The organism is Pseudomonas orientalis (assembly GCF_002934065.1).
Taxonomy (GTDB): Bacteria; Pseudomonadota; Gammaproteobacteria; order Pseudomonadales; family Pseudomonadaceae; genus Aquipseudomonas; species Aquipseudomonas orientalis_A.
In genome coordinates this window covers 3,107,349-3,124,831 of sequence record NZ_CP018049.1, presented here as the reverse complement: position 1 = coordinate 3,124,831, position 17,483 = coordinate 3,107,349, and the positions used below count along the sequence as shown (strand labels likewise).

At 56.3% G+C, this 17,483-nt stretch carries 22 protein-coding genes and 2 pseudogenes; 19 read left to right on the top strand and 5 right to left on the bottom strand.

Features of this window, described 5'->3' with window-relative positions; translation table 11 throughout:
• Positions 1–2 precede the first annotated feature (2 nt).
• The 4 genes and pseudogenes from BOP93_RS13975 to BOP93_RS13960 all read right to left on the bottom strand — a co-directional run.
• Positions 3–374 (bottom strand): ASCH domain-containing protein, encoded by a 372-nt coding sequence (locus BOP93_RS13975; protein ID WP_104503094.1) that lies wholly within the window; start codon positions 372–374, stop codon positions 3–5.
• Positions 352–1,410, bottom strand: coding sequence for an N-acetyltransferase (locus BOP93_RS13970; RefSeq protein ID WP_104503093.1), 1,059 nt, complete (start codon positions 1,408–1,410; stop codon positions 352–354). The genes BOP93_RS13975 and BOP93_RS13970 overlap by 23 nt, the downstream gene beginning before the upstream one ends.
• 89 nt (positions 1,411–1,499) lie before the next feature.
• A complete protein-coding gene (locus BOP93_RS13965; protein WP_104503092.1) occupies positions 1,500–1,736 on the bottom strand; it encodes a hypothetical protein in 237 nt (78 codons plus the stop codon).
• A 16-nt stretch (positions 1,737–1,752) separates the two neighbouring features.
• Positions 1,753–2,232, bottom strand: a pseudogene (locus BOP93_RS13960) (S24 family peptidase); the annotation flags it as partial.
• Between the two features lie 390 nt (positions 2,233–2,622).
• Here BOP93_RS13960 and BOP93_RS13955 point away from each other — a divergent pair.
• The 13 genes and pseudogenes from BOP93_RS13955 to BOP93_RS13900 all read left to right on the top strand — a co-directional run bounded on the left by BOP93_RS13955 (position 2,623) and on the right by BOP93_RS13900 (position 11,320).
• A complete protein-coding gene (locus BOP93_RS13955) occupies positions 2,623–2,835 on the top strand; it encodes a transcriptional regulator (RefSeq protein ID WP_104503091.1) in 213 nt (70 codons plus the stop codon).
• 53 nt (positions 2,836–2,888) lie between these two features.
• Entirely contained in the window at positions 2,889–3,506 is a 618-nt protein-coding gene (locus tag BOP93_RS13950) for a hypothetical protein (RefSeq protein WP_104503090.1), read from the top strand.
• A 69-nt stretch (positions 3,507–3,575) separates the two neighbouring features.
• Entirely contained in the window at positions 3,576–4,427 is an 852-nt protein-coding gene (locus BOP93_RS13945; protein ID WP_104503089.1) for a BRO-N domain-containing protein, read from the top strand.
• A 1-nt stretch (position 4,428) separates the two neighbouring features.
• Positions 4,429–4,722, top strand: a pseudogene (locus BOP93_RS27835) (phage replication protein); the annotation flags it as partial.
• A 6-nt stretch (positions 4,723–4,728) separates the two neighbouring features.
• On the top strand, positions 4,729–5,016 hold the full coding sequence (locus BOP93_RS27990; protein WP_257791313.1) for an HNH endonuclease: 288 nt from the start codon (positions 4,729–4,731) through the stop codon (positions 5,014–5,016).
• Positions 5,013–5,924 (top strand): helix-turn-helix domain-containing protein, encoded by a 912-nt coding sequence (locus tag BOP93_RS13935; protein WP_104503087.1) that lies wholly within the window; start codon positions 5,013–5,015, stop codon positions 5,922–5,924. The genes BOP93_RS27990 and BOP93_RS13935 overlap by 4 nt, the downstream gene beginning before the upstream one ends.
• A complete protein-coding gene (locus BOP93_RS13930) occupies positions 5,911–6,708 on the top strand; it encodes a hypothetical protein (protein ID WP_104503086.1) in 798 nt (265 codons plus the stop codon). Before BOP93_RS13935 ends, BOP93_RS13930 begins: the two co-directional genes overlap by 14 nt.
• Positions 6,705–7,175, top strand: coding sequence for a hypothetical protein (locus tag BOP93_RS13925; RefSeq protein ID WP_104503085.1), 471 nt, complete (start codon positions 6,705–6,707; stop codon positions 7,173–7,175). Before BOP93_RS13930 ends, BOP93_RS13925 begins: the two co-directional genes overlap by 4 nt.
• On the top strand, positions 7,172–7,771 hold the full coding sequence (locus BOP93_RS13920; protein ID WP_101220430.1) for a recombination protein NinG: 600 nt from the start codon (positions 7,172–7,174) through the stop codon (positions 7,769–7,771). Before BOP93_RS13925 ends, BOP93_RS13920 begins: the two co-directional genes overlap by 4 nt.
• Entirely contained in the window at positions 7,768–8,445 is a 678-nt protein-coding gene (locus BOP93_RS13915) for a hypothetical protein (RefSeq protein WP_104503084.1), read from the top strand. Before BOP93_RS13920 ends, BOP93_RS13915 begins: the two co-directional genes overlap by 4 nt.
• A gap of 167 nt (positions 8,446–8,612) precedes the next feature.
• Entirely contained in the window at positions 8,613–10,208 is a 1,596-nt protein-coding gene (locus BOP93_RS13910; RefSeq protein WP_104503083.1) for a histidine kinase famiy protein, read from the top strand.
• 432 nt (positions 10,209–10,640) lie between these two features.
• Positions 10,641–10,979, top strand: a complete 339-nt coding sequence (locus tag BOP93_RS13905) for a hypothetical protein (protein ID WP_003175039.1) — start codon at positions 10,641–10,643, stop codon at positions 10,977–10,979.
• Positions 10,976–11,320: a hypothetical protein gene (locus BOP93_RS13900; protein WP_104503082.1), complete on the top strand. Its 345-nt coding sequence runs from the start codon at positions 10,976–10,978 to the stop codon at positions 11,318–11,320. The genes BOP93_RS13905 and BOP93_RS13900 overlap by 4 nt, the downstream gene beginning before the upstream one ends.
• A 66-nt stretch (positions 11,321–11,386) precedes the next feature.
• On the opposite strand, the gene BOP93_RS13895 is transcribed toward BOP93_RS13900, so the two are convergent.
• Positions 11,387–11,719, bottom strand: coding sequence for a hypothetical protein (locus BOP93_RS13895; protein WP_104503081.1), 333 nt, complete (start codon positions 11,717–11,719; stop codon positions 11,387–11,389).
• A gap of 75 nt (positions 11,720–11,794) precedes the next feature.
• On the opposite strand from BOP93_RS13895, the gene BOP93_RS13890 reads away from it, so the two are divergent.
• The 6 genes from BOP93_RS13890 (at position 11,795) to BOP93_RS13865 (ending at position 17,475) form a co-directional block, all read left to right on the top strand.
• The gene (locus BOP93_RS13890; RefSeq protein WP_104503080.1) at positions 11,795–12,409 is read left to right on the top strand and encodes a putative metallopeptidase; all 615 of its coding nucleotides are present in this window, start codon (positions 11,795–11,797) and stop codon (positions 12,407–12,409) included.
• A gap of 31 nt (positions 12,410–12,440) precedes the next feature.
• Complete coding sequence (locus BOP93_RS13885) at positions 12,441–12,902, top strand: DUF2280 domain-containing protein (protein WP_104503079.1); 462 nt, start codon at positions 12,441–12,443, stop codon at positions 12,900–12,902.
• Positions 12,889–14,190 (top strand): terminase large subunit domain-containing protein, encoded by a 1,302-nt coding sequence (locus BOP93_RS13880; protein WP_104503078.1) that lies wholly within the window; start codon positions 12,889–12,891, stop codon positions 14,188–14,190. The genes BOP93_RS13885 and BOP93_RS13880 overlap by 14 nt, the downstream gene beginning before the upstream one ends.
• On the top strand, positions 14,187–15,605 hold the full coding sequence (locus BOP93_RS13875; RefSeq protein WP_104503077.1) for a DUF4055 domain-containing protein: 1,419 nt from the start codon (positions 14,187–14,189) through the stop codon (positions 15,603–15,605). Before BOP93_RS13880 ends, BOP93_RS13875 begins: the two co-directional genes overlap by 4 nt.
• The gene (locus BOP93_RS13870; protein WP_104503076.1) at positions 15,580–16,665 is read left to right on the top strand and encodes a minor capsid protein; all 1,086 of its coding nucleotides are present in this window, start codon (positions 15,580–15,582) and stop codon (positions 16,663–16,665) included. The genes BOP93_RS13875 and BOP93_RS13870 overlap by 26 nt, the downstream gene beginning before the upstream one ends.
• An 81-nt stretch (positions 16,666–16,746) precedes the next feature.
• Complete coding sequence (locus BOP93_RS13865; protein ID WP_104503075.1) at positions 16,747–17,475, top strand: hypothetical protein; 729 nt, start codon at positions 16,747–16,749, stop codon at positions 17,473–17,475.
• The last annotated feature ends 8 nt before the right edge of the window (positions 17,476–17,483 follow it).

Genomic DNA, 17,483 nt, shown 5'->3' with positions numbered 1-17,483 from the left:
CGTCATACATATCGATAAGATTGCGGTGCGGTAATGTTTTCACCGTAGTCGCGCAAGTTGATTGGGTTTTGGTATTTTGTAACCTCACCAACCTTTATGGCGAAAGCTTTTTCTCGGCCTGAAAAATACTCGCTGTAAAAATCCTTGCTGATGCCAGCATGTTTTTTTGTTTCTTTCCAGACGCTGGACGGTGAACCTTCAATGACGCCATCTATTGAAAATTCACCAATAATTTTTCCTACTGGCATAGTCACATAGACTATGACTTTAGAAATATTCTCGCGCTTGAAAATGTTTTTTCTAAACTCAAAAAGCTTTTCGCCTTGGAAGATCTTGTCCGCGAACTCTGGTTTAATTGACAATAAGACGTTCATCGGGTGACCCCATTTCAATAATTTTATCAAACTGATTGCGGGAAAGGTCTATGCAACTCCAGCGAAGTGCTTCATCTATACCTGCTTCGTCGATAAGTCTACCGCGATTTGGTCGCTTGGGAAAGGCAATGTTGTATGTAAAGCGGACGATAAACTGGTTGTTGTTCTTTTTATAGAAATCTATTAGCTCGTTTTCTGAAAATACGCTGTGTGGCCGGCAATAGTTTAAATATTCTTCTATATCCTTAAAGTCGTTCATGTGCTTTGTCTCCTCAACAACGCATACAGAACTAGCGACGGCGCGGAAACGTGCTGCGCCTGCACCATCGCCAGTCCTGTAAATCACCAGAACATCTCCTCTTTTCATGGCGGCGATTCCAGGCATGTTGCAGAGGTAAACCTTGTGTATGCTATTTGTATGCGACACATCTCTAACAATCAGAGCGGGATCTTCATTGCGAAGGATTGAGTCGGGAAACAAGATAGAGTGGAACTCAGGTTTGACAGCTAATAGATGAATTTTGTTTCCGGCCATATTGACCGTAGGATAGTCAAGGGTAGGATTTCCGGTTGTACTAGGAATACTTTTTTTATAAACGAACTCTACGCCATTTGCTGTGCCCTTGCTGCCGTGCCGGACAAATCCATATTTCTCAAAAAGCGAGATAAGACCTTTGTGTTTTTCAAATATAGTTACGTATGCATCGTCAGCTTTGTGTAGGATCAAGTGGTCAAATATTTTTTTTAGGAATCGCTCTCCCAGCTTTGTTCCATGGGCATTTATTTTCAGCGTCCCTATTTTTAAATGCGTTCCATTTGGCAGGGCTGGAGTCACATCATCTACAGAGCCTTTTTCAAGCTTTAAGTATAGAAAACCATCAAGCTTGTGGTTGTCGTTAAAAAATACATATGCGCTGGATCCTTCTGCGCTTTTCTTGGCGAACCATGCTGGTAATTCTTTATAGTCCGCTTTTAACGAATCAAAAAAAACGTCTTGAAAGTCTATGTCGGAAAATTTAGTGTGCTGTAGATTCATCTGCTCTTCCCTGATGCGTGGTTAAAAAGAAACCCAGACCTCATTGTGGCCTTTGTCCTCTCGTATTCATTGAATTCTCAGTTCGTACATCAAGGCTTTTCTCGCAAAATCCTTCCCGCCTTCACCTCTTCCGCATACCCGGCCAGCCGATCCTCGTCCGCATGAAGCGCCGTGCACATCTTCAGCACGGCCTGGGCGCCCGCCTCGTTCCCTGCCAGGCTCAGCCGCTCCGCAATCCTCATCAGCTCTACGGCTGACCACTTTAGGTCGGAGGCCACGCCTTGCAGGTCGCGCTTAAGGTCTTGGTTGGGCTTGTTGAGGGCCATAGCTGGCTCCTTTTGGTTAGCGGGCGTACATACCCCACCAGAATACGTGCCCCAGGATAGCTATCTGCTCATCCTGCATCTGCTGAAAGGTGTAGTCCTCATCGGGGTGCTCATCACGATTGAAGCTGCGCAAACGAATTCCCGACGGCAAACGGTAGAGCTGCTTAACTCGCAGCTGGCCATTGTGGTTGATAGCGTAAAGATCTCCATCTGCAACATCGCCCAGCCCGGTTTTCCCGGTATTTACCCCCACGGTCGCGCCGTCCCGGAGAACTGGGATCATGCTGTTGCCGCGAACAGTCACGCACTTAGCGTTGCTGAACTGGACCCCGTTTTCGCGCAGGCTTTTTTTGCCGAATCGCAAAAACTCTGCGTCGTGCTCTTCGATGGAGAATCGCCCGGAGCCGGCAGCCAGCTCTACCTCCCTCAGAAATGGAACGCAGACCTCGTCGTCGTTAACTGGTGTCTGATCGTCCCAAACGCTGATCTGCTTCAGGGGTACTTCTACCTGGATCCGCGGCTGCGCTGCATCTGAAACGGTGCCAGAGGATAATTCAGCTTCGCTCAAAGGCCTATCCAGAGATCCGAGCTCAAGCCCGCACTTCTGCTCGAAGTCGCGCGCCATCTTCTCCCCGATATTTCTGAGGTGTTCGGCCTTGTCCGTAAACAGGCGTGAAATGTAAGACGGCTGCTTGTCGACCTTGGCGGCGAAGTCAGCGTCTTTACCCCCGAAGTCGCGATCAATGATCTGGCGTACTCGGGCTCTGCGTATGTCTTTGATTTCCATCCCTCGATTAAAACCTTTATTTCCCTTAAGGGAAATTACCTTTACTTGGTAAATATCTATGGTAAATTCATGCATAAATGAACCAGAAGGTAAATCCGTATGGACTTCCCCACGTACGCAAAGCAGCTTCCGCGCGGCGGAAGAAAACGCCTCGCTTTAAGCCTCGGTATCCCAGCGAGCTACCTGTCTCGACTCATCTCTGGCGACCGGTCGATTACCGCCGAGCGCGCCATTGATATTGAACACGCAACGGGCGGGAAGGTGACGCGCCAGGAATGCTTGCCAGAAATCCAGTGGAAGCACGCCAGCTAAGCGACATCCCTGTCCGCCGTTCCATGAAGCCAGATTAGAAGAGAGCAGTCCCCATGCAAACGTCCAGTTCCAGACACACCGTACAAACCCGTGATCAGGTGCTGGTCGCTCACGCTGCAAACCAGATCGCACGCACCAGTTTGAGCCAGGACGACTTCGCCCAAGCGCTGAGCCGTGAGATCTACCTGACCGTGCCCGCCGCGAAGATCAAAGACGCGAAAGTCCCGGACTTCGAAGAGCTGGCCCGCCTGAACGACGTGGGCGAGTTCATTAAAGCTACCGGCCGCTGGCTCAAGCGTGTTCAGCGCTGGCTGTCCGGCGATCAGGAAATGCCGTCCTGGCTGGAAGAGTCGTGGGTCAACGCCCTTGAGCCTGAATTCCGCGACCACTGCCTGAATGAGTTAGCAAGCCGCCACGGCTTGACCGGCGCCCGCCAGATGACCAGCGACCAATGCGCCAACAAGAGCTTTGGCGCATTGATCCGAGCCTTGGGCGATGTGATCGACACCGGCAGCGAGGTGTTTGACGACCAGGTGATGTGCGAGCAGGACCTGCCGCACCTGCCAGCGTTCGCCAAGCAGTGCCGTCAGGTTGAAGCAAAGGCGGGGGAGTTGCGCCGCAAGGCTGAGGCACTGATCAACGACAAGCCTGCACTGAAATCAATCGCCTGAATCCCAGGCACAAAAAAGCCGACGTACGAGGTCGGCTTTTTCTACAGCGGTAAACAACTGGAGCGAATCATGCACCAACACACCGAATCGATCAATAGCCCCAACAATCTCGCGCCACGTTCTCCGCAATCTGAAAACGTGGCGCGCAATTCCTCAGTGATTCCGTTCGACTTCGACGGCGCCGCGATCCGAGTCATTACCGACAAGCTCGGCGACCCCTGGTTTGTTGCCCGCGATGTCGCTGACGCCCTCGGCTACTCAAAACCGGAAAACGCCGTGGCCCGTCACTGTAAGGCTGCGACCACTACCCCGAAACAGGGTGGTGGTTTCATGACCATCATTCCTGAGCGGGATCTGTACCGGCTGGTGATGAAGTCGAAGCTGCCGGCTGCGGAGAAGTTTGAAGAGTGGGTGGTGGGCCAGGTCCTGCCGAGCATTCGCAAGGCCGGTACCTTTTCTGCCCAAGGGCCGAACAATTCCAAGATCGTCGGCGAGCTCGCCATCCTGGAATGCTTCGACCGCCTGTTGAAGCCAGCGAACTCCAGCAAGATGCTGATGCTGGCTAAGATCGCCGCCAACAACGGCCTTGATGCAAAATTCCTCCCAGGCTATGCCGTGGACGCCGCGCCTTATGTCGCTGGCGGCTCTTCCATGCCGACCAAGGCAATCACCGCCCTTATCAAAGAACACGCCATCGCCAGCACCGCGCGCGCATTCAACATTGCACTGGAGACCCACGGCTTCCTCAAGGTGCTCCAGCGCAAAAACTCCAAGCAAGAAACGGTGGATTTCTGGTCCGTGACCGAGAAGGGCATGGCCTACGGCAAGAACCTCACCAGCCCTCAATGCCCCCGCGAGACGCAGCCTCACTGGTACGTGGATCGCTTCCTTGAATTGGCCGCTAAGGTCGGGAAGGCCTGACATGCAATACACCGTCAAGATTAACCAGGTGAAGGCGCTCGAATGGGGGCTGAATTCTCAGCAGGCCCTGTTGTTCGCTTTCGTCTACGGCTGCCCGAGCTGGACCAAGCCAATCAAGACCGATGACGGGATCTTCTTCGCGCTGAGCAAGGCCAAGATCATTGAGGAGCTGCCGCTGCTCACCGATAAGCCCGACACCGCTTACCGCATGCTGAAGGCCCTGGAAGAGGCCGGTTTGATTGAGCTTCGCCCTGAAGCATTCCGACTCACCGAAAAAGGCTGTGAGTGGAACCCGGACCGTATGGGCCACGTCACCGCGCACCAACCGCCGGTCCTCCCGCCCCGGCGCAGGACGAAAAAGAAACCAATCCCTTCTGGCTTGCGTGCTCTGGTATTCGCCCGCGACGGTCACGCGTGCTTGCGCTGCGGCTGCTCGGTGCTGATGCGTTTGAGGGCTGATCATGTGGTTCCTGAAAGCCAGGGCGGAGAGGCCTCTTTGGGCAATCTTCAAACCCTTTGCATGTCCTGCAATAGCTGGAAAGGCGTGCAGACGATTGATTTTCGCACCTTAGCGGGAGGTGCGGCATGAGCATGACTCTCATGGTGGCCGCGATGAAACTTCGCGTCGGTAATCCATTGCGGAAGTTGGTGCTGATCAAGCTGGCCGATAACGCCAGCGACGTTGGGGAGTGCTGGCCTTCCTATCAGCACATCGCCGATCAGTGTGAAATCAGCAAGCGTTCTGTCATGAACCACATCACTGCTTTGTGTGACGCAGGACTGTTGTGTAAAGAAATTCGAAAGGGTGGGCCGAAGGGGAATTCGTCGAACGTGTACTTCCTCACTCTCGATGGTGGTGCACCTCCTGCACCAGGGGTGGTGCAGCAGATTCACCAGGGTGGTGCAGCAGGTTCACCCCCTAGTGAATCTCCTGCACCAGGGGGTAGTGCAGCAGCTGCACCCAGAATCAGTAACTCTCTTGAACCAGTCATAGAACCGGTCATTGAACCAATTACGCCCCAGGCTACCGCCAAGGTCGTGACGGGGCAGGTCGTGCCATTTGTTTCGCAGCAACCACGAGTTGAGATCCCCGCCGACATGCCAGGGCCGAAGGATCAGACCTGCAAGACTTTCAAAGTCTGGGCCAACTACGCCATGGCCTACCGCAAACGCTACAACGCCTGGCCGGTTTGGAACGCCAAGTCTGGCAAGCAGATGGCATTGCTCGTCGACCGCCTCGGTGCCGACGTCGCCCACCACGTGGCCGCCCACTTCCTTAAAACCAGCGATGCCGCTGTACTGCGCAAGTGCCATAGCCTCAACGAGCTGCTGGCCAACGCCGAGAGCTACCACACTCAGTGGGTCACCGGGCAGCGCATCAACGGAACAACGGCCCGCCAGATGGAGCGCACCGAGGCGAACCACTCTGCAGCCGAGCAGGCCGCCCAGATGGTCCTGGCCAAACGCAAATCGGGTGACCGCAATGAATACCTCTGAAATGAACGACCAGCAGGTTGCAGGGCTGGCCGCCGCCATCTGCGCAACCGCCGAGGCCATGGGTCAGGAAATGAACCCAGGCACTGCCGCGATGATGGCCGAAGACCTCTGCGCCTACCAGGTACCCGTTGTCAAAGCCGCGTTGAAGTCTTGCCGCTTCGAAGTGAAGGGCAAGCTGGCTATGGCCGACATCCTGCAGCGTGTCCAGACCTCCGACGGCCGCCCTGGGAAGGACGAGGCCTGGGCCATTGCAATGACCACCAATGACGAATATGAAACCGTGGTGCTGACCGACGAGATCCAACTGGCACTGGCTGCCGCGAAACCCATCCTGGATGGCGGCGACAAAATCGGCGCGCGCATGGCGTTCATCGATGCCTATCAGCGGTTCGTGATCCAAGCTCGCGAGGATGCAAAGCCGGTCAACTGGCATGTATCCGTAGGCTTCGACGCTAACCGTCGTATCCAAGCTGTGACCAAGGCGATGGAGTTGAAGCGAATCCCGCGCGAACACGCCCAGAAGTACCTGGCGGACCTGAGTATCGAGCCCGTCACGGAAGATGGCCGCGCGATTGCGGGTTTGCTTACTGGCACCGTTACTCGGCCAGCGCCGGCTCTGCGCGAAAAGCTTGAGCTTGTGAAGTCATCGATGTTGGAGATGCGTGCAGCCAGCGCTGAGAAAAAAGACGAGATCCGGATTGAAGCTGCCAATGAGTTGGCAGACCGCCGGGCGTTCCTTATCAAGCAGGCCCGAGAGCTGGAAGAGAAGAGGGCGGTGCAATGACCGACAAGATCAGCGTCAACTGCCAGGCCAAGCTCACTGAGGCCATCACATGCCTGACCACCATGTACCGGGACAAGAAGTTTGTAGTGGTCTCCCTGCGCCCAGGCAAGGACCGTACGCTCGACCAGAACCGGCTGTGGTTCGGCATGTACAAGCGCATCGCCGAGATGAGCCAGATCGGCGATGCGGCCGACGCCCGCCGTTACTGCAAGCTGCACTTCGGCGTGCAGATCCTGCTGAACGAGGACGCTGGGTTCCAGGCCGAGTGGTACCGGGTCATGCGTCATCTGCCATACGAAACGAAGCTGGCCATGATGGGCGAGTGCCATTTGTTTGGCCCTGATGGCTTCCCGGTGACCAGCCTGTTCAACCGCGCCCAGGGCGTCGCTTACACCGATCGCATCGCCGCCTATTTCACAGGCCAGGGTGTGGTTTTCAATGATCTGCTCAGCAAGGAGGCTGCATGATCGCCAAGCAACCCAAACCGAAGAAGTGCAAGAACCCCGCATGCGGCATCAGCTTCCCGCCGCAGCGCCTGGGCCAAGCCGTATGCAGCCCGAAATGCGGCTTGGCCATCAAGGACGTGAATCAGGCGAAGGCGCGCAAGTCGCTGGCCCAGGTTAACCGCCGCGAGATCAAAGTCCGTAAGGAGAAGCTGAAGAGTAGGGCGGATCACCTGCGTGAGGCCCAGGCCGCAGTGAATGCGTACGTGCGCCTTCGCGACGCGTACTTGCCGTGCATCAGTTGCGACTCGGCGCCCAACGACAACGACCTCATGACCGGCAGCCGCTGGGACGCCGGACATTACCGTTCCGTCGGCGCCTGCCCGGAGCTGCGCTTCGAGCCGCTGAACATCCACCGGCAGTGCGTGAAGTGCAACCGCAACCTGTCCGGCAACGCCGTGGAGTACCGCATTCGCCTGGTGGTTCGCATCGGCGCCGAGAAGGTGGCCTGGCTGGAAGGGCAGCATGCGCCCTGCAAGTACACCGTGGAAGAGATCAAGGCCATCAAGGCCAAGTATCGAGCAATGACCAGAGAACTGAAAAAAGGGGAAGCCGCATGAAGCTGATCAATGCAAGACAGGTGTGGACCGAAGCACAACATGAATCGAACGCGTCGATCAGCGCTGTGGCAATCGACAAAGCGCAATCCGCACCGATCAAGAAAGGCCAGCGCATGCGCCGCGCCGAGGCAGTCTTTGCTGCGCTTGGAGATGACAAGGAAGAGCGCATCCAGGTTGTGCGGCAGAAGATCAGCATCAGCGAGACGCGCGGGACACAGGTTGGTCGCTCCACCGCCCGCGCCGCTCACCTGGCGACCATAGGTAAGGTTTTGCGCGCCATAGACACTCTGCCGTTCCAGGTGCAGCAGTTCGGGCACTATCTCTATCACCCAGCGATGAACATGCGGCACCTGCTGAATGCGGTGCTGCTGATCACCGCAAAGGCTGCGCTGCCAGACCTGACATCCGCCAAGCGCGTGAAGGCGCAGTACCTGGTTACCCTGGCCCTGCAATCGTACAAGGGGGAGGTGGCCGGATCTGCCGAGTGGGGGCCGGCGCGGGTCGCTGCCGAGATGAACACCTTCTTCGGCGTTACCATTGACCCAAAGAACTGGACGCGCGACTGGCTTGACCTGTGGGAATCCCTGAAAGAAGTGATCAAGGAAGTGGATATTCAGGCACAACAGCCAGTGTGGCAGGTGATTCACGCGGAAAAAGATCAAGAGGCGGCATAATGATGTTGACATGACGGGGTTTTGAGCGTACTTTTCCCATAGTGCACAAGTAACGCGAAACGCACACGAAACTCTGAACCCGGCCACTCGCCGGGTTTTTTTCCAGCCGAAAGAAATTTGAGTAGAATCAGTAACTCATACGACTTCTATTTTGGCTGGAGGCATGTGTGCCGCATAAAGACCTTCGGGTAGACGATAATGTCTCTGCCGATATATCTGACCACCCTAAAGATATTTTTTTCGCTGCTGTTGAAACGACTCGCATGCCGATGATCGTCACGGACCCCAATTCGCCAAACAACCCGATAATTTTCGCCAATCAAGCTTTTTTGGAGATGACGGGTTACGAGCACGACGAGATTTTTGGCAAAAATTGTCGTTTTCTCCAAGGGGTGGATACCGATAGGGACGTCGTAACCTCTATCAGGAACGCCATAAAAGCGAAGCAAGAGTTCTCCACTGAGATTCTGAATTACAGAAAAGATGGCAGCAGCTTTTGGAACGCGTTGTTCATATCTCCTATTTATAACGAAAAGGGCGATTTGATTTATTTCTTTGCCTCGCAGTTGGACGTGAGCCGACGACGCGATGCAGAGGAAGGGCTGAGACAAGCTCAGAAAATGGAAGCGCTTGGCCAGCTCACCGGCGGGATCGCGCATGACTTCAACAATCTCCTCCAGGTCATAGGCGGCTATGTCGATCTAATTGGTAGTGCTGTCGAAAAGCCTGAAGCAAACCTAGAGCGGATCAAAAAGAGCGCTTTCCACGCAAAATCTGCAGTCGAGAAGGCCAGTACACTGACGAAGCAGCTATTGGCTTTTTCGCGAAAGCAAAAGCTGCAAGGTCGGGTTTTGAATTTAAACACCCTGGTTGGACTCGTAGAGCCGCTGATTGAGCGGACATTTGGTAGTGGCGTCAGGATAGAACTTGATCTAGACGATTCGTTACAAAATTGCCGAATCGATCCTACTCAAGCGGAAATGGCGCTCCTGAATATCTTTATCAATGCGCGCGATGCATTGATAGGTCGTAATAATCCGAAAGTATTCATTGAAACAAGAAACGTCAGTATTCGAGACTTGGCCACATCCTACGAAGGACTTTTCCCAGGCTCTTATGTAAGCATATCGGTAACGGACAACGGCATTGGTATGCCTTCAACGATTCGCGATAGGGTGATGGATCCATTTTTTACCACCAAAGATGAGGGCAAAGGATCTGGATTGGGATTGTCTATGGTTTATGGTTTTGCCAAGCAGTCCGGTGGGGTAGCTCGGATCTATTCAGAAGAAGGTATTGGCACAACCCTTCGCTTGTACTTCCCTGTTGATACGGCTTCCGTTACGCCCGAGGAGAATAGGCAGAAGTCTGACTATGAGGATGGTACTGAAAAGGTCCTGATCGTAGAAGATCGTCCAGACGTTGCTGAGCTAGTTAAGATGGTGCTTGAGGATTACGGGTACACTACTGAAATATCGCTGAATGCGCGTGAGGCGTTAAAGCGATACGAAGCCGGCGAAAAGTACGATCTTCTTTTCACAGATTTAATCATGCCTGGTGGTATGAATGGGGTAATGCTGGCGAGAGAGGTCAGGAGACGCATGCCGAAGACCAAGGTATTGCTTACTACCGGTTATGCAGAAAACTCCATCGAGCGCACGGATGCAGGTGGATCGGAATTTGAAGTGATATCGAAGCCGTATCTGCCTCACGACCTCGCTCGTAAAGTCAGGCAGATCCTGGATTCTCCAGGTGGCATTTAATTCTTGTTATCTATGCATCAATAACCATGCGGCTTTTTAGCTGCTGAATGAAACGAGTCCTTTGAAGCCCGACTATCATGTCGGGTTTTTTTGTGGGGGAAGGATCAAGCTCCGTCGTTCCCGAGGCTTCCTTCTGTTAGGCCTGGACGCTGATGAGCCAGTAGTGCGGCGCTGGGGGAAAAACCGGCAGCCCGTGCATCCTGATCTCACTGTGCTTCCGAGGTGGCGCGAGACCAGATTAGCGAGATCGATGCATTTGGGCGTGGACGCTGGAATGGTCTTTGGATGACTGCGGGAAAGACCGCGCACCTATTCAGGGCCTCGACATGATCGGGGCCTTTTCGTTTTCGGCTCCACCACACCCATTGCTCCGAGCTGGGAGTGCTGTGTGAGCCGATTCAATTCCCAAACATGCCCCACGGAGTCGAGCGCATGGAGTATCTACAGCGCCTGCTCGACAAGATCGACAGGTTCGAATTGTTGATTGCGGGTCTCATTGGGGCTGTCGTTGCGAGCTGGTGGCATAAGGACGACTTGTCCGACTGGCGCGCTTGGATGGTGTTCTTGGTCACTGGGGTGGCCTGCTCTCTGTACCTGACGAGCATGGTCAGCGCCTACCTGAATGTCACCGAGCCCAAGATCGTCGCCGGCATCGGTTTCTTGCTGGGCACGTTCGGCGGCTCGCTCCTGGCAGCAATCAACCGAGCCATCAAAGCCGCTGACCTCTGGGCGCTTATCCGCCAGCGGTTCGGGGGAGGCAATCCACCATGAATCTTGAACTGATCAACTCCATCGCCTGCGGCCTTATCGCGCTGTGGGCCACCTGGTGCGTACTGAGCGGCAAGGTGAGGGACGGCATTCTTGGGAAGCTGATCTACACCACGATCGCCATCACCGGTTTCGTTGTGTCGGTGCGCAGCCAGAATGTCTTCTTCGGCCCGAGCACCGCTGGCCTGACATTGCACGTCTCCCTGGCCCTCGCCGGTGCCCGCCACATCTTTATGGTCACATACTGGCAGCCTGTTAAATCCTGGCTCTGCCGGAACCTGAGCTGTGAACATTGCTTGGGCTGCGACAAGGCGCCGGGTGGCATCGACCGCAGGAAGCAATAATCCGCGCCACGTTTTCGAATGCGCTAGAACGTGGCGCAGACTAGGGTTACTGCTCAGTCAACCAGCTTATCCATTCATCCTTGCCGCCATTAAGGCTCGCTCCTTGCTTAGAGGTTTGAGCACCGCGGGTTGCTCTCCGATTTTCATGAACAGGAAATAATGGTCGTGATCGTCGTGCAGGATACGGTAGACGTCAGCTGTTCTGTCAGTGCTAGGCGAAGTCAGCTTGTCCACGATCAATGTGTAAGCGCTAACTCCCAGCTCGTCCAAAGCTGTTTGCAGCTCTGCGTCAATCCTTGCTCGCCATTTCTTCATGTTGTGTCGATATGCTAGGACTACAAGAACGATTGCCATTATTGGCATTACCCCGGCCGCGAAGACCGTAAAAAACGTATTCATGATCTCTCTTTGTTAAATAAGAAAACCGTTCATGAATACCCGCAAGCTTGCAAGACGGCAAGAGAAGGGCACGATATGAGTCGACCAATGCCGCCATTATCGCTGCTTGAATTGTCCGACTTTGGCGTTCGCATTACTCCTGCTCCCGAGGTGTTGGAATGGCTCCAAGCAGAGATCCTTGCCGACACCGGCAGCATTCACAACGAAGACCATGCCCACCTACTGGATGCAGACATCCGGGTTATGTGGGCGTCGTCGAGCTTCGCCAAGCAGGGCCGTACCGTCCTGGGCCAAGCCGAGCAGGTAGCGTTCCGCGCGGGTGGCTGGCAGAAAGCCCGAATGGAGCAGCAGATGCGTGATTGGTTCGGCGATGTGCCGGCCTTCATCATCACTCTGGCTGCTGACTACTGCGCCCAGTGCAGCGACACCGACTTCTGTGCCCTGGTAGAGCATGAGCTGTATCACATCGCCCACGCCATGGATAAGTACGGACAGCCAGCCTTTACCAAGGAAGGGGCGCCCAAGCTTGAGATGCGCGGTCACGACGTCGAAGAGTTCGTCGGTGTGGTCCGCCGCTACGGTGCGAGCCCTGACGTTCAAGCGTTGGTGGATGCTGCAAACAGTCCTGCTGAGGTGGGGAAATTGAACATTGCGAGGGCCTGCGGAACCTGTCTGCTCAAGCTGGCTTAATCCTTGACAGCCCTTGACGGAAAACAAATCTATGGCAGCCCTGAAAGATGAGGTGAAGGCCTTTATTGTCCAAGCCCTGGCCTGCTTCGATACTCCCAGTCAGGTTTGCCAGGCCGTCAAGGAGCAATACGGCATTGAGGTGTCCCGCCAACTGTGTGAGCGATACGACCCAACCAAGTATTCCGGTCGGGACCTCGGGCAGAAGTGGAAGACGTTTTTTGAAGAGTGCCGCAAGCGCTTCCGGGAAGAGACTGTCGATATTCCGATCGCTAACCGCGCCTTCCGTCTGCGTGCCATGAACCGTTTTGTGGAGAAGGCCGAGTCGATGAAGAACATCGGCCTAGCCCTGCAGATCCTCGAGCAAGCCGCGAAAGAAACCGGTGACATTTACGTCAACCGGGCCAGGAAGGAAGAGGCGGGCGACGAACCGGTGATCCCGACCCGCATCCAGGTAGACGTGGTGGATGCGAGGAAGCCGAATGCCGAGCCTTAACGTTCCGCAGGCTCAGTTCCTCACGCTGCCCCACAAATTCCGTGCGTTCGTTGCCGGTTTCGGATCAGGTAAGACCTGGGTGGGCTGTTCGGCGCTGAGCAAGCACTTCATGGAGTGGCCTGGCGTCAACGCTGGCTACTTCGCACCGACTTACCCGCAGATCCGGGACATCTTCTATCCGACCATGGATGAGGTTGCCTACGACTGGGGGCTGAAGACCAAGATCAACCAGGCGAACCACGAGGTTCACATCTACAGCGGCCGGCAGTACCGCGGCACCGTGATTTGCCGGTCGATGGAGAAGCCGCAGACGATTGTCGGTTTCAAAATCGGCCAAGCTCTTGTGGATGAGCTGGACGTGCTGACCGCAGTCAAGGCGCAGCAGGCTTGGCGCAAGATCATCGCCCGGATGCGCTACAACTTACCCGGGCTGAAGAACGGGGTGGACGTCACCACGACGCCGGAGGGCTTCAAGTTCGTCTTCCTGCAGTTTGTGAAACAGCTGCGTGACAAGCCTTCACTGAAAGAGATGTACGGCCTGGTGCAGGCCAGCACGTTCGACAACGAGCTGAACCTGCCGGATGACTACATCGCCTCCCTGATGGAGTCATATCCGCCACAGCTGATCATGGCGTACCTCAAGGGCCAGTTCGTCAACCTGACGTCGGGAACGATTTACACTGCGTACGACCGCAAGCTCAACGGATGCTTCGACACCGTGCAGCCCGGCGAGCCGCTGTTCATCGGTATGGACTTCAACGTCGGGAAGATGGCAGCGATCACGCACGTTAAGCGCGACCAGGGGCTGCCCAGGGCAGTAGATGAGCTGATCGACGGCTACGACACGCCCGATATGATCCGTCGCATCAAGGAGCGCTACTGGGAGCACGACGGTAACGACTTCAAGAAGACATGCGAGATCAGGATTTACCCGGATGCCTCGGGCGATTCGCGCAAGTCCGTGAACGCTAGCATCACCGATCTGGCCATGCTCAAACAGGCCGGGTTCGCGGTCATCGCTCCAGCGGCAAACCCGCCGGTGAAGGATCGAATCAACGCAATGAACGCCGTCTTCTGTAATGCGCAGGGCGAGCGCCGCTACCTGGTCAACCCGCTCACCTGCCCAACCTATGCCGACGGCCTGGAGCAGCAGGTGTGGGGCGCGAATGGGGAGCCAGACAAAACCGCCGGCATCGATCACGCGAACGACGCCGGCGGCTACTTCATCCACCGCGAGTACCCGATCATCAAACCGGTCACCGCTATCAAAATGGGATACGCCCGATGAGCAACGACGTCTCCTTCAAGCGGGCGGAATACACGGCAGTGCTGGACCGCTGGGCAACCGTCCGCGACGTCTGCGCCGGCCAGCACCGGGTAGTCGATCGGCTGCCTTACATCAACGCGCACGACAAGTCGCCGGAGAACGAAGATCGGAACCGGGCTTACCGCGAGCGGGCGGTGTTCAAGAACGCCACCGGTCACACCCGTAACGGGCTGCTGGGCCTGGCTTTCCATAAAGACCCGACCCTCACGGTGCCGAAGAAGCTGGAATACCTGCAAGACAACGCCAACGGCTCCGGAGTGAGCATTTACCAGCATTCACAAGGCACGCTTGAGAAGGTGCTTGAGGCTGGCCGCCACGGCCTGTACGTCGACTATCACCAGGACGACGGCATCGGCGGGCACTCGGTGATCCTGTCGTACTGCGCCGAGGACATCATCAACTGGCGCACCGGCATGGTGAACGGCCATAGCGTGCTGACCCTGGTGGTGCTGCGCGAGTCGCCGGAGATTCCCGACGGGTTCGGCTACAAAACGGCTGAGCAGTACCGGGAGCTGGCGCTAGAGGATGACGGGTTTGTGTGCCGGGTCTGGCGTCGGTCCGGGCCGAAAGGTGGCGGGCCGCTGGCGGTCATCGAAGAGTTCAGGCCGGAAGGCGTTACCGGGCGTCTCAAGGAGATCCCGTTCACCTTCGTCGGCGCGCAGAACAACGACCCAAGCATCGACGAATCGCCGCTATACGACATCGCCATGATCAACCTGGGCCATTACCGGAACAGCGCTGACTACGAAGACAGCGTGTTCTGGTGCGGGCAGGCTCAACCGTGGATCAGCGGCCTGGATGAGCAATGGCGCGACTGGATGGAGAAGAACGGCATCTATGTTGGCTCCAGAGCCCCGATGATGCTACCTGTCGGTGGCGCATTCGGTTACGCGCAGCCCACGCCCAATACGCTGGTCAAGGAGGCCATGGCCGACAAAAACCAGATGATGATCGAACTCGGCGCTCGGATGGTTGTGGCTTCGCTTGCTACCAAGACCGCTACAGAGTCCCGCGGCGATCAGTCGGCATCCACGTCGGTCCTGGCTGGCTGCGTTGCCAACGTCAGCGAGGCCTACACCCGTGCACTCATGTGGTGTTGCTTTTACATGGGCATTGCCGACAACAAAGTCGGTTACCAGGTCAATCAGGAGTTCGTCGAACTGACGGCTGATCCGCAGATGATTACGGCGTTGGTTGGCTTGTGGCAGAACGGCGGATTCGCCAAGGCTGACTTGCGGGCTTACCTGCGCAAGCTTGGGCTGATCGCGCCAGAGCGCACGGACAAGCAGATCGATGGCGAGCTGGAAGAGCAGGGCGATGGCCTTGGGCTGGACGACGAGGACAAAGTAGATGGCAGCGAACCAGGCAGCACTTGACGCGACCATCCGGCACGCCGTCTTCCTCGAAAAACTCAAGGCAGGGGAGGTGGGCAAGTTCGCTCCCTTCCTCAAGGAGATCGACCGCTCAATCCGTGACAGGCTCACCCAGTCGGACCTAACAGAGTATAACGTCAAGCGCCTTGAAGCTTTGCTGAAGGAAGTGGATAGCCTACTGTTGGGCATCTTGGACCGTTACAGCGCGCAACTGAATCTCGACCTGGTGGACATCGCCAATTACGAGGCTGAGTTCGAGGCGACCAGCATTGCCAGGTCAGCACCGGTCGGCGTGTCGCTGGATGTAGTCGCGCCTACGGCTGCTGCAATCCGCACCGCGGTGCTGACGAATCCGCTCAGCGTGCGCGGTACCGGTGGCGGCAAGCTGTTGAAAACCTTCATCAAGAGCTGGACCGGCGCCGAACGTGAGCGCGTCACCGGCACCATCCGGCAGGGGTTCTTCGAAGGGCAGACGAACTTCCAGATCATCAAGAGCATTCGCGGTACCAAAGCCGCAGGGTACAAAGACGGAATCTTGGCAACTACCAACCGCAATGCCAGTACTGTCGTTCACACCGCCATCCAGCATGTGTCTTCCCAGGCGCGGATGGAGGTGGCCAAGGCAAACACGGATATCGTGGAAGAGATCCAGATGGTCGCCACGCTGGATAGCAAGACCAGCCAGCAGTGCCGCTCAATGGACAAGCGTAAGTTTCCGGTGGATTCAGGCCCAAGGCCGCCATTCCACCCGAACTGCCGTACCACCTTCATCCTACTGACCAGGCTCAGCGCAATGTTCGCCAAAGGCGCTACGCGGGCTTCTGTCGGTGCCAATGGCGGGCAACAGGTCAATGCTGATCTGGATTACTACCACTGGCTCCAGCAGCAACCGGCATCGTTCCAGGACGTGGCTATCGGACCTGTACGGGGCAAGCTGTTCCGGGAGGGCGGGTTGACCGTCGAGCGCTTCACTGAGCTGCAGCTTGATCGCAACTTTGCGCCGCTGACTCTGGTGCAGATGAAGGGGCTGGAGCCGCTGGCCTTCGAGCGAGCAGGGATCTAACCGAACAAATTCAATCAGCCGCCTCCGGGCGGTTTTTTATTGCCTGCAAAGCGGGCGACCAAACCCAAGGGGTGCATCAACGTGGCAGAAGAAAACGAAATCGACCTGGAAAACCCGGCAATCAAGGCCGCTATCGCGACTGCCGTTGAAGCCTCCGTGACTGGGCTGAAGTCCAAAAACAACGAGCTGCTGGGCAAGCTGAAAGAAACGTCCGGCAAGCTGACCCAGTTCGAGACCCAGTTCGAAGGCATCGACATCGATGCCGTCAAAGGACTACTCAGCCGTGCCGGCCAAGACGAGGAAACCAAGCTGCTGACAGAGGGCAAGGTGGACGAGGTGTTCAATAAGCGCACCGAACGCTTGCGTGGCGAATACGACAAGCAGTTGAAGACCGTCAGCGCGCGCGCGGAGAAGGCTGAGTCCTTCGCAGCCAAGTTCCAGGGCAAAGTCCTGGGGGACGCGGTGCGCAGCGCTGCATTGAAGGCTGGTGCGATCCCTGAAGCCACGGACGACATCATCCTGCGCGCCAAAGGCGTGTTCACGCTGAATGAAGATGGCGAAGCGGTAGCTGTGGATGAGTCCGGCCAGACCATCCTCGGCAAAGACGGCAAGACCCCTCTGACCCCGCTCGAATGGGCGGAATCTCTGCGCGAAAGCGCACCCCACCTGTGGCCAAGGGCTTCAGGAACACAAGCCCCGGGCGGGGGCGGCGGCCAGGCTGCATTCAAGCGCTCCGAAATGACCTCCGAGCAGAAGCGCGACTACCAGCGCAAGCACGGCCAAACCGCATTCCTGCAATTGCCCAAGTAAGGGGAAAT

Coding starts and splice junctions, on each gene's coding strand:
- BOP93_RS13975 (WP_104503094.1), bottom strand. CDS start 374: ATGAACGTCTTATTGTCAATTAAACCAGAGTTCGCGGACAAGATCTTC.
- BOP93_RS13970 (WP_104503093.1), bottom strand. CDS start 1,410: ATGAATCTACAGCACACTAAATTTTCCGACATAGACTTTCAAGACGTT.
- BOP93_RS13965 (WP_104503092.1), bottom strand. CDS start 1,736: ATGGCCCTCAACAAGCCCAACCAAGACCTTAAGCGCGACCTGCAAGGC.
- BOP93_RS13955 (WP_104503091.1), top strand. CDS start 2,623: ATGGACTTCCCCACGTACGCAAAGCAGCTTCCGCGCGGCGGAAGAAAA.
- BOP93_RS13950 (WP_104503090.1), top strand. CDS start 2,889: ATGCAAACGTCCAGTTCCAGACACACCGTACAAACCCGTGATCAGGTG.
- BOP93_RS13945 (WP_104503089.1), top strand. CDS start 3,576: ATGCACCAACACACCGAATCGATCAATAGCCCCAACAATCTCGCGCCA.
- BOP93_RS27990 (WP_257791313.1), top strand. CDS start 4,729: ATGGGCCACGTCACCGCGCACCAACCGCCGGTCCTCCCGCCCCGGCGC.
- BOP93_RS13935 (WP_104503087.1), top strand. CDS start 5,013: ATGAGCATGACTCTCATGGTGGCCGCGATGAAACTTCGCGTCGGTAAT.
- BOP93_RS13930 (WP_104503086.1), top strand. CDS start 5,911: ATGAATACCTCTGAAATGAACGACCAGCAGGTTGCAGGGCTGGCCGCC.
- BOP93_RS13925 (WP_104503085.1), top strand. CDS start 6,705: ATGACCGACAAGATCAGCGTCAACTGCCAGGCCAAGCTCACTGAGGCC.
- BOP93_RS13920 (WP_101220430.1), top strand. CDS start 7,172: ATGATCGCCAAGCAACCCAAACCGAAGAAGTGCAAGAACCCCGCATGC.
- BOP93_RS13915 (WP_104503084.1), top strand. CDS start 7,768: ATGAAGCTGATCAATGCAAGACAGGTGTGGACCGAAGCACAACATGAA.
- BOP93_RS13905 (WP_003175039.1), top strand. CDS start 10,641: ATGGAGTATCTACAGCGCCTGCTCGACAAGATCGACAGGTTCGAATTG.
- BOP93_RS13900 (WP_104503082.1), top strand. CDS start 10,976: ATGAATCTTGAACTGATCAACTCCATCGCCTGCGGCCTTATCGCGCTG.
- BOP93_RS13895 (WP_104503081.1), bottom strand. CDS start 11,719: ATGAATACGTTTTTTACGGTCTTCGCGGCCGGGGTAATGCCAATAATG.
- BOP93_RS13890 (WP_104503080.1), top strand. CDS start 11,795: ATGAGTCGACCAATGCCGCCATTATCGCTGCTTGAATTGTCCGACTTT.
- BOP93_RS13885 (WP_104503079.1), top strand. CDS start 12,441: ATGGCAGCCCTGAAAGATGAGGTGAAGGCCTTTATTGTCCAAGCCCTG.
- BOP93_RS13880 (WP_104503078.1), top strand. CDS start 12,889: ATGCCGAGCCTTAACGTTCCGCAGGCTCAGTTCCTCACGCTGCCCCAC.
- BOP93_RS13875 (WP_104503077.1), top strand. CDS start 14,187: ATGAGCAACGACGTCTCCTTCAAGCGGGCGGAATACACGGCAGTGCTG.
- BOP93_RS13870 (WP_104503076.1), top strand. CDS start 15,580: ATGGCAGCGAACCAGGCAGCACTTGACGCGACCATCCGGCACGCCGTC.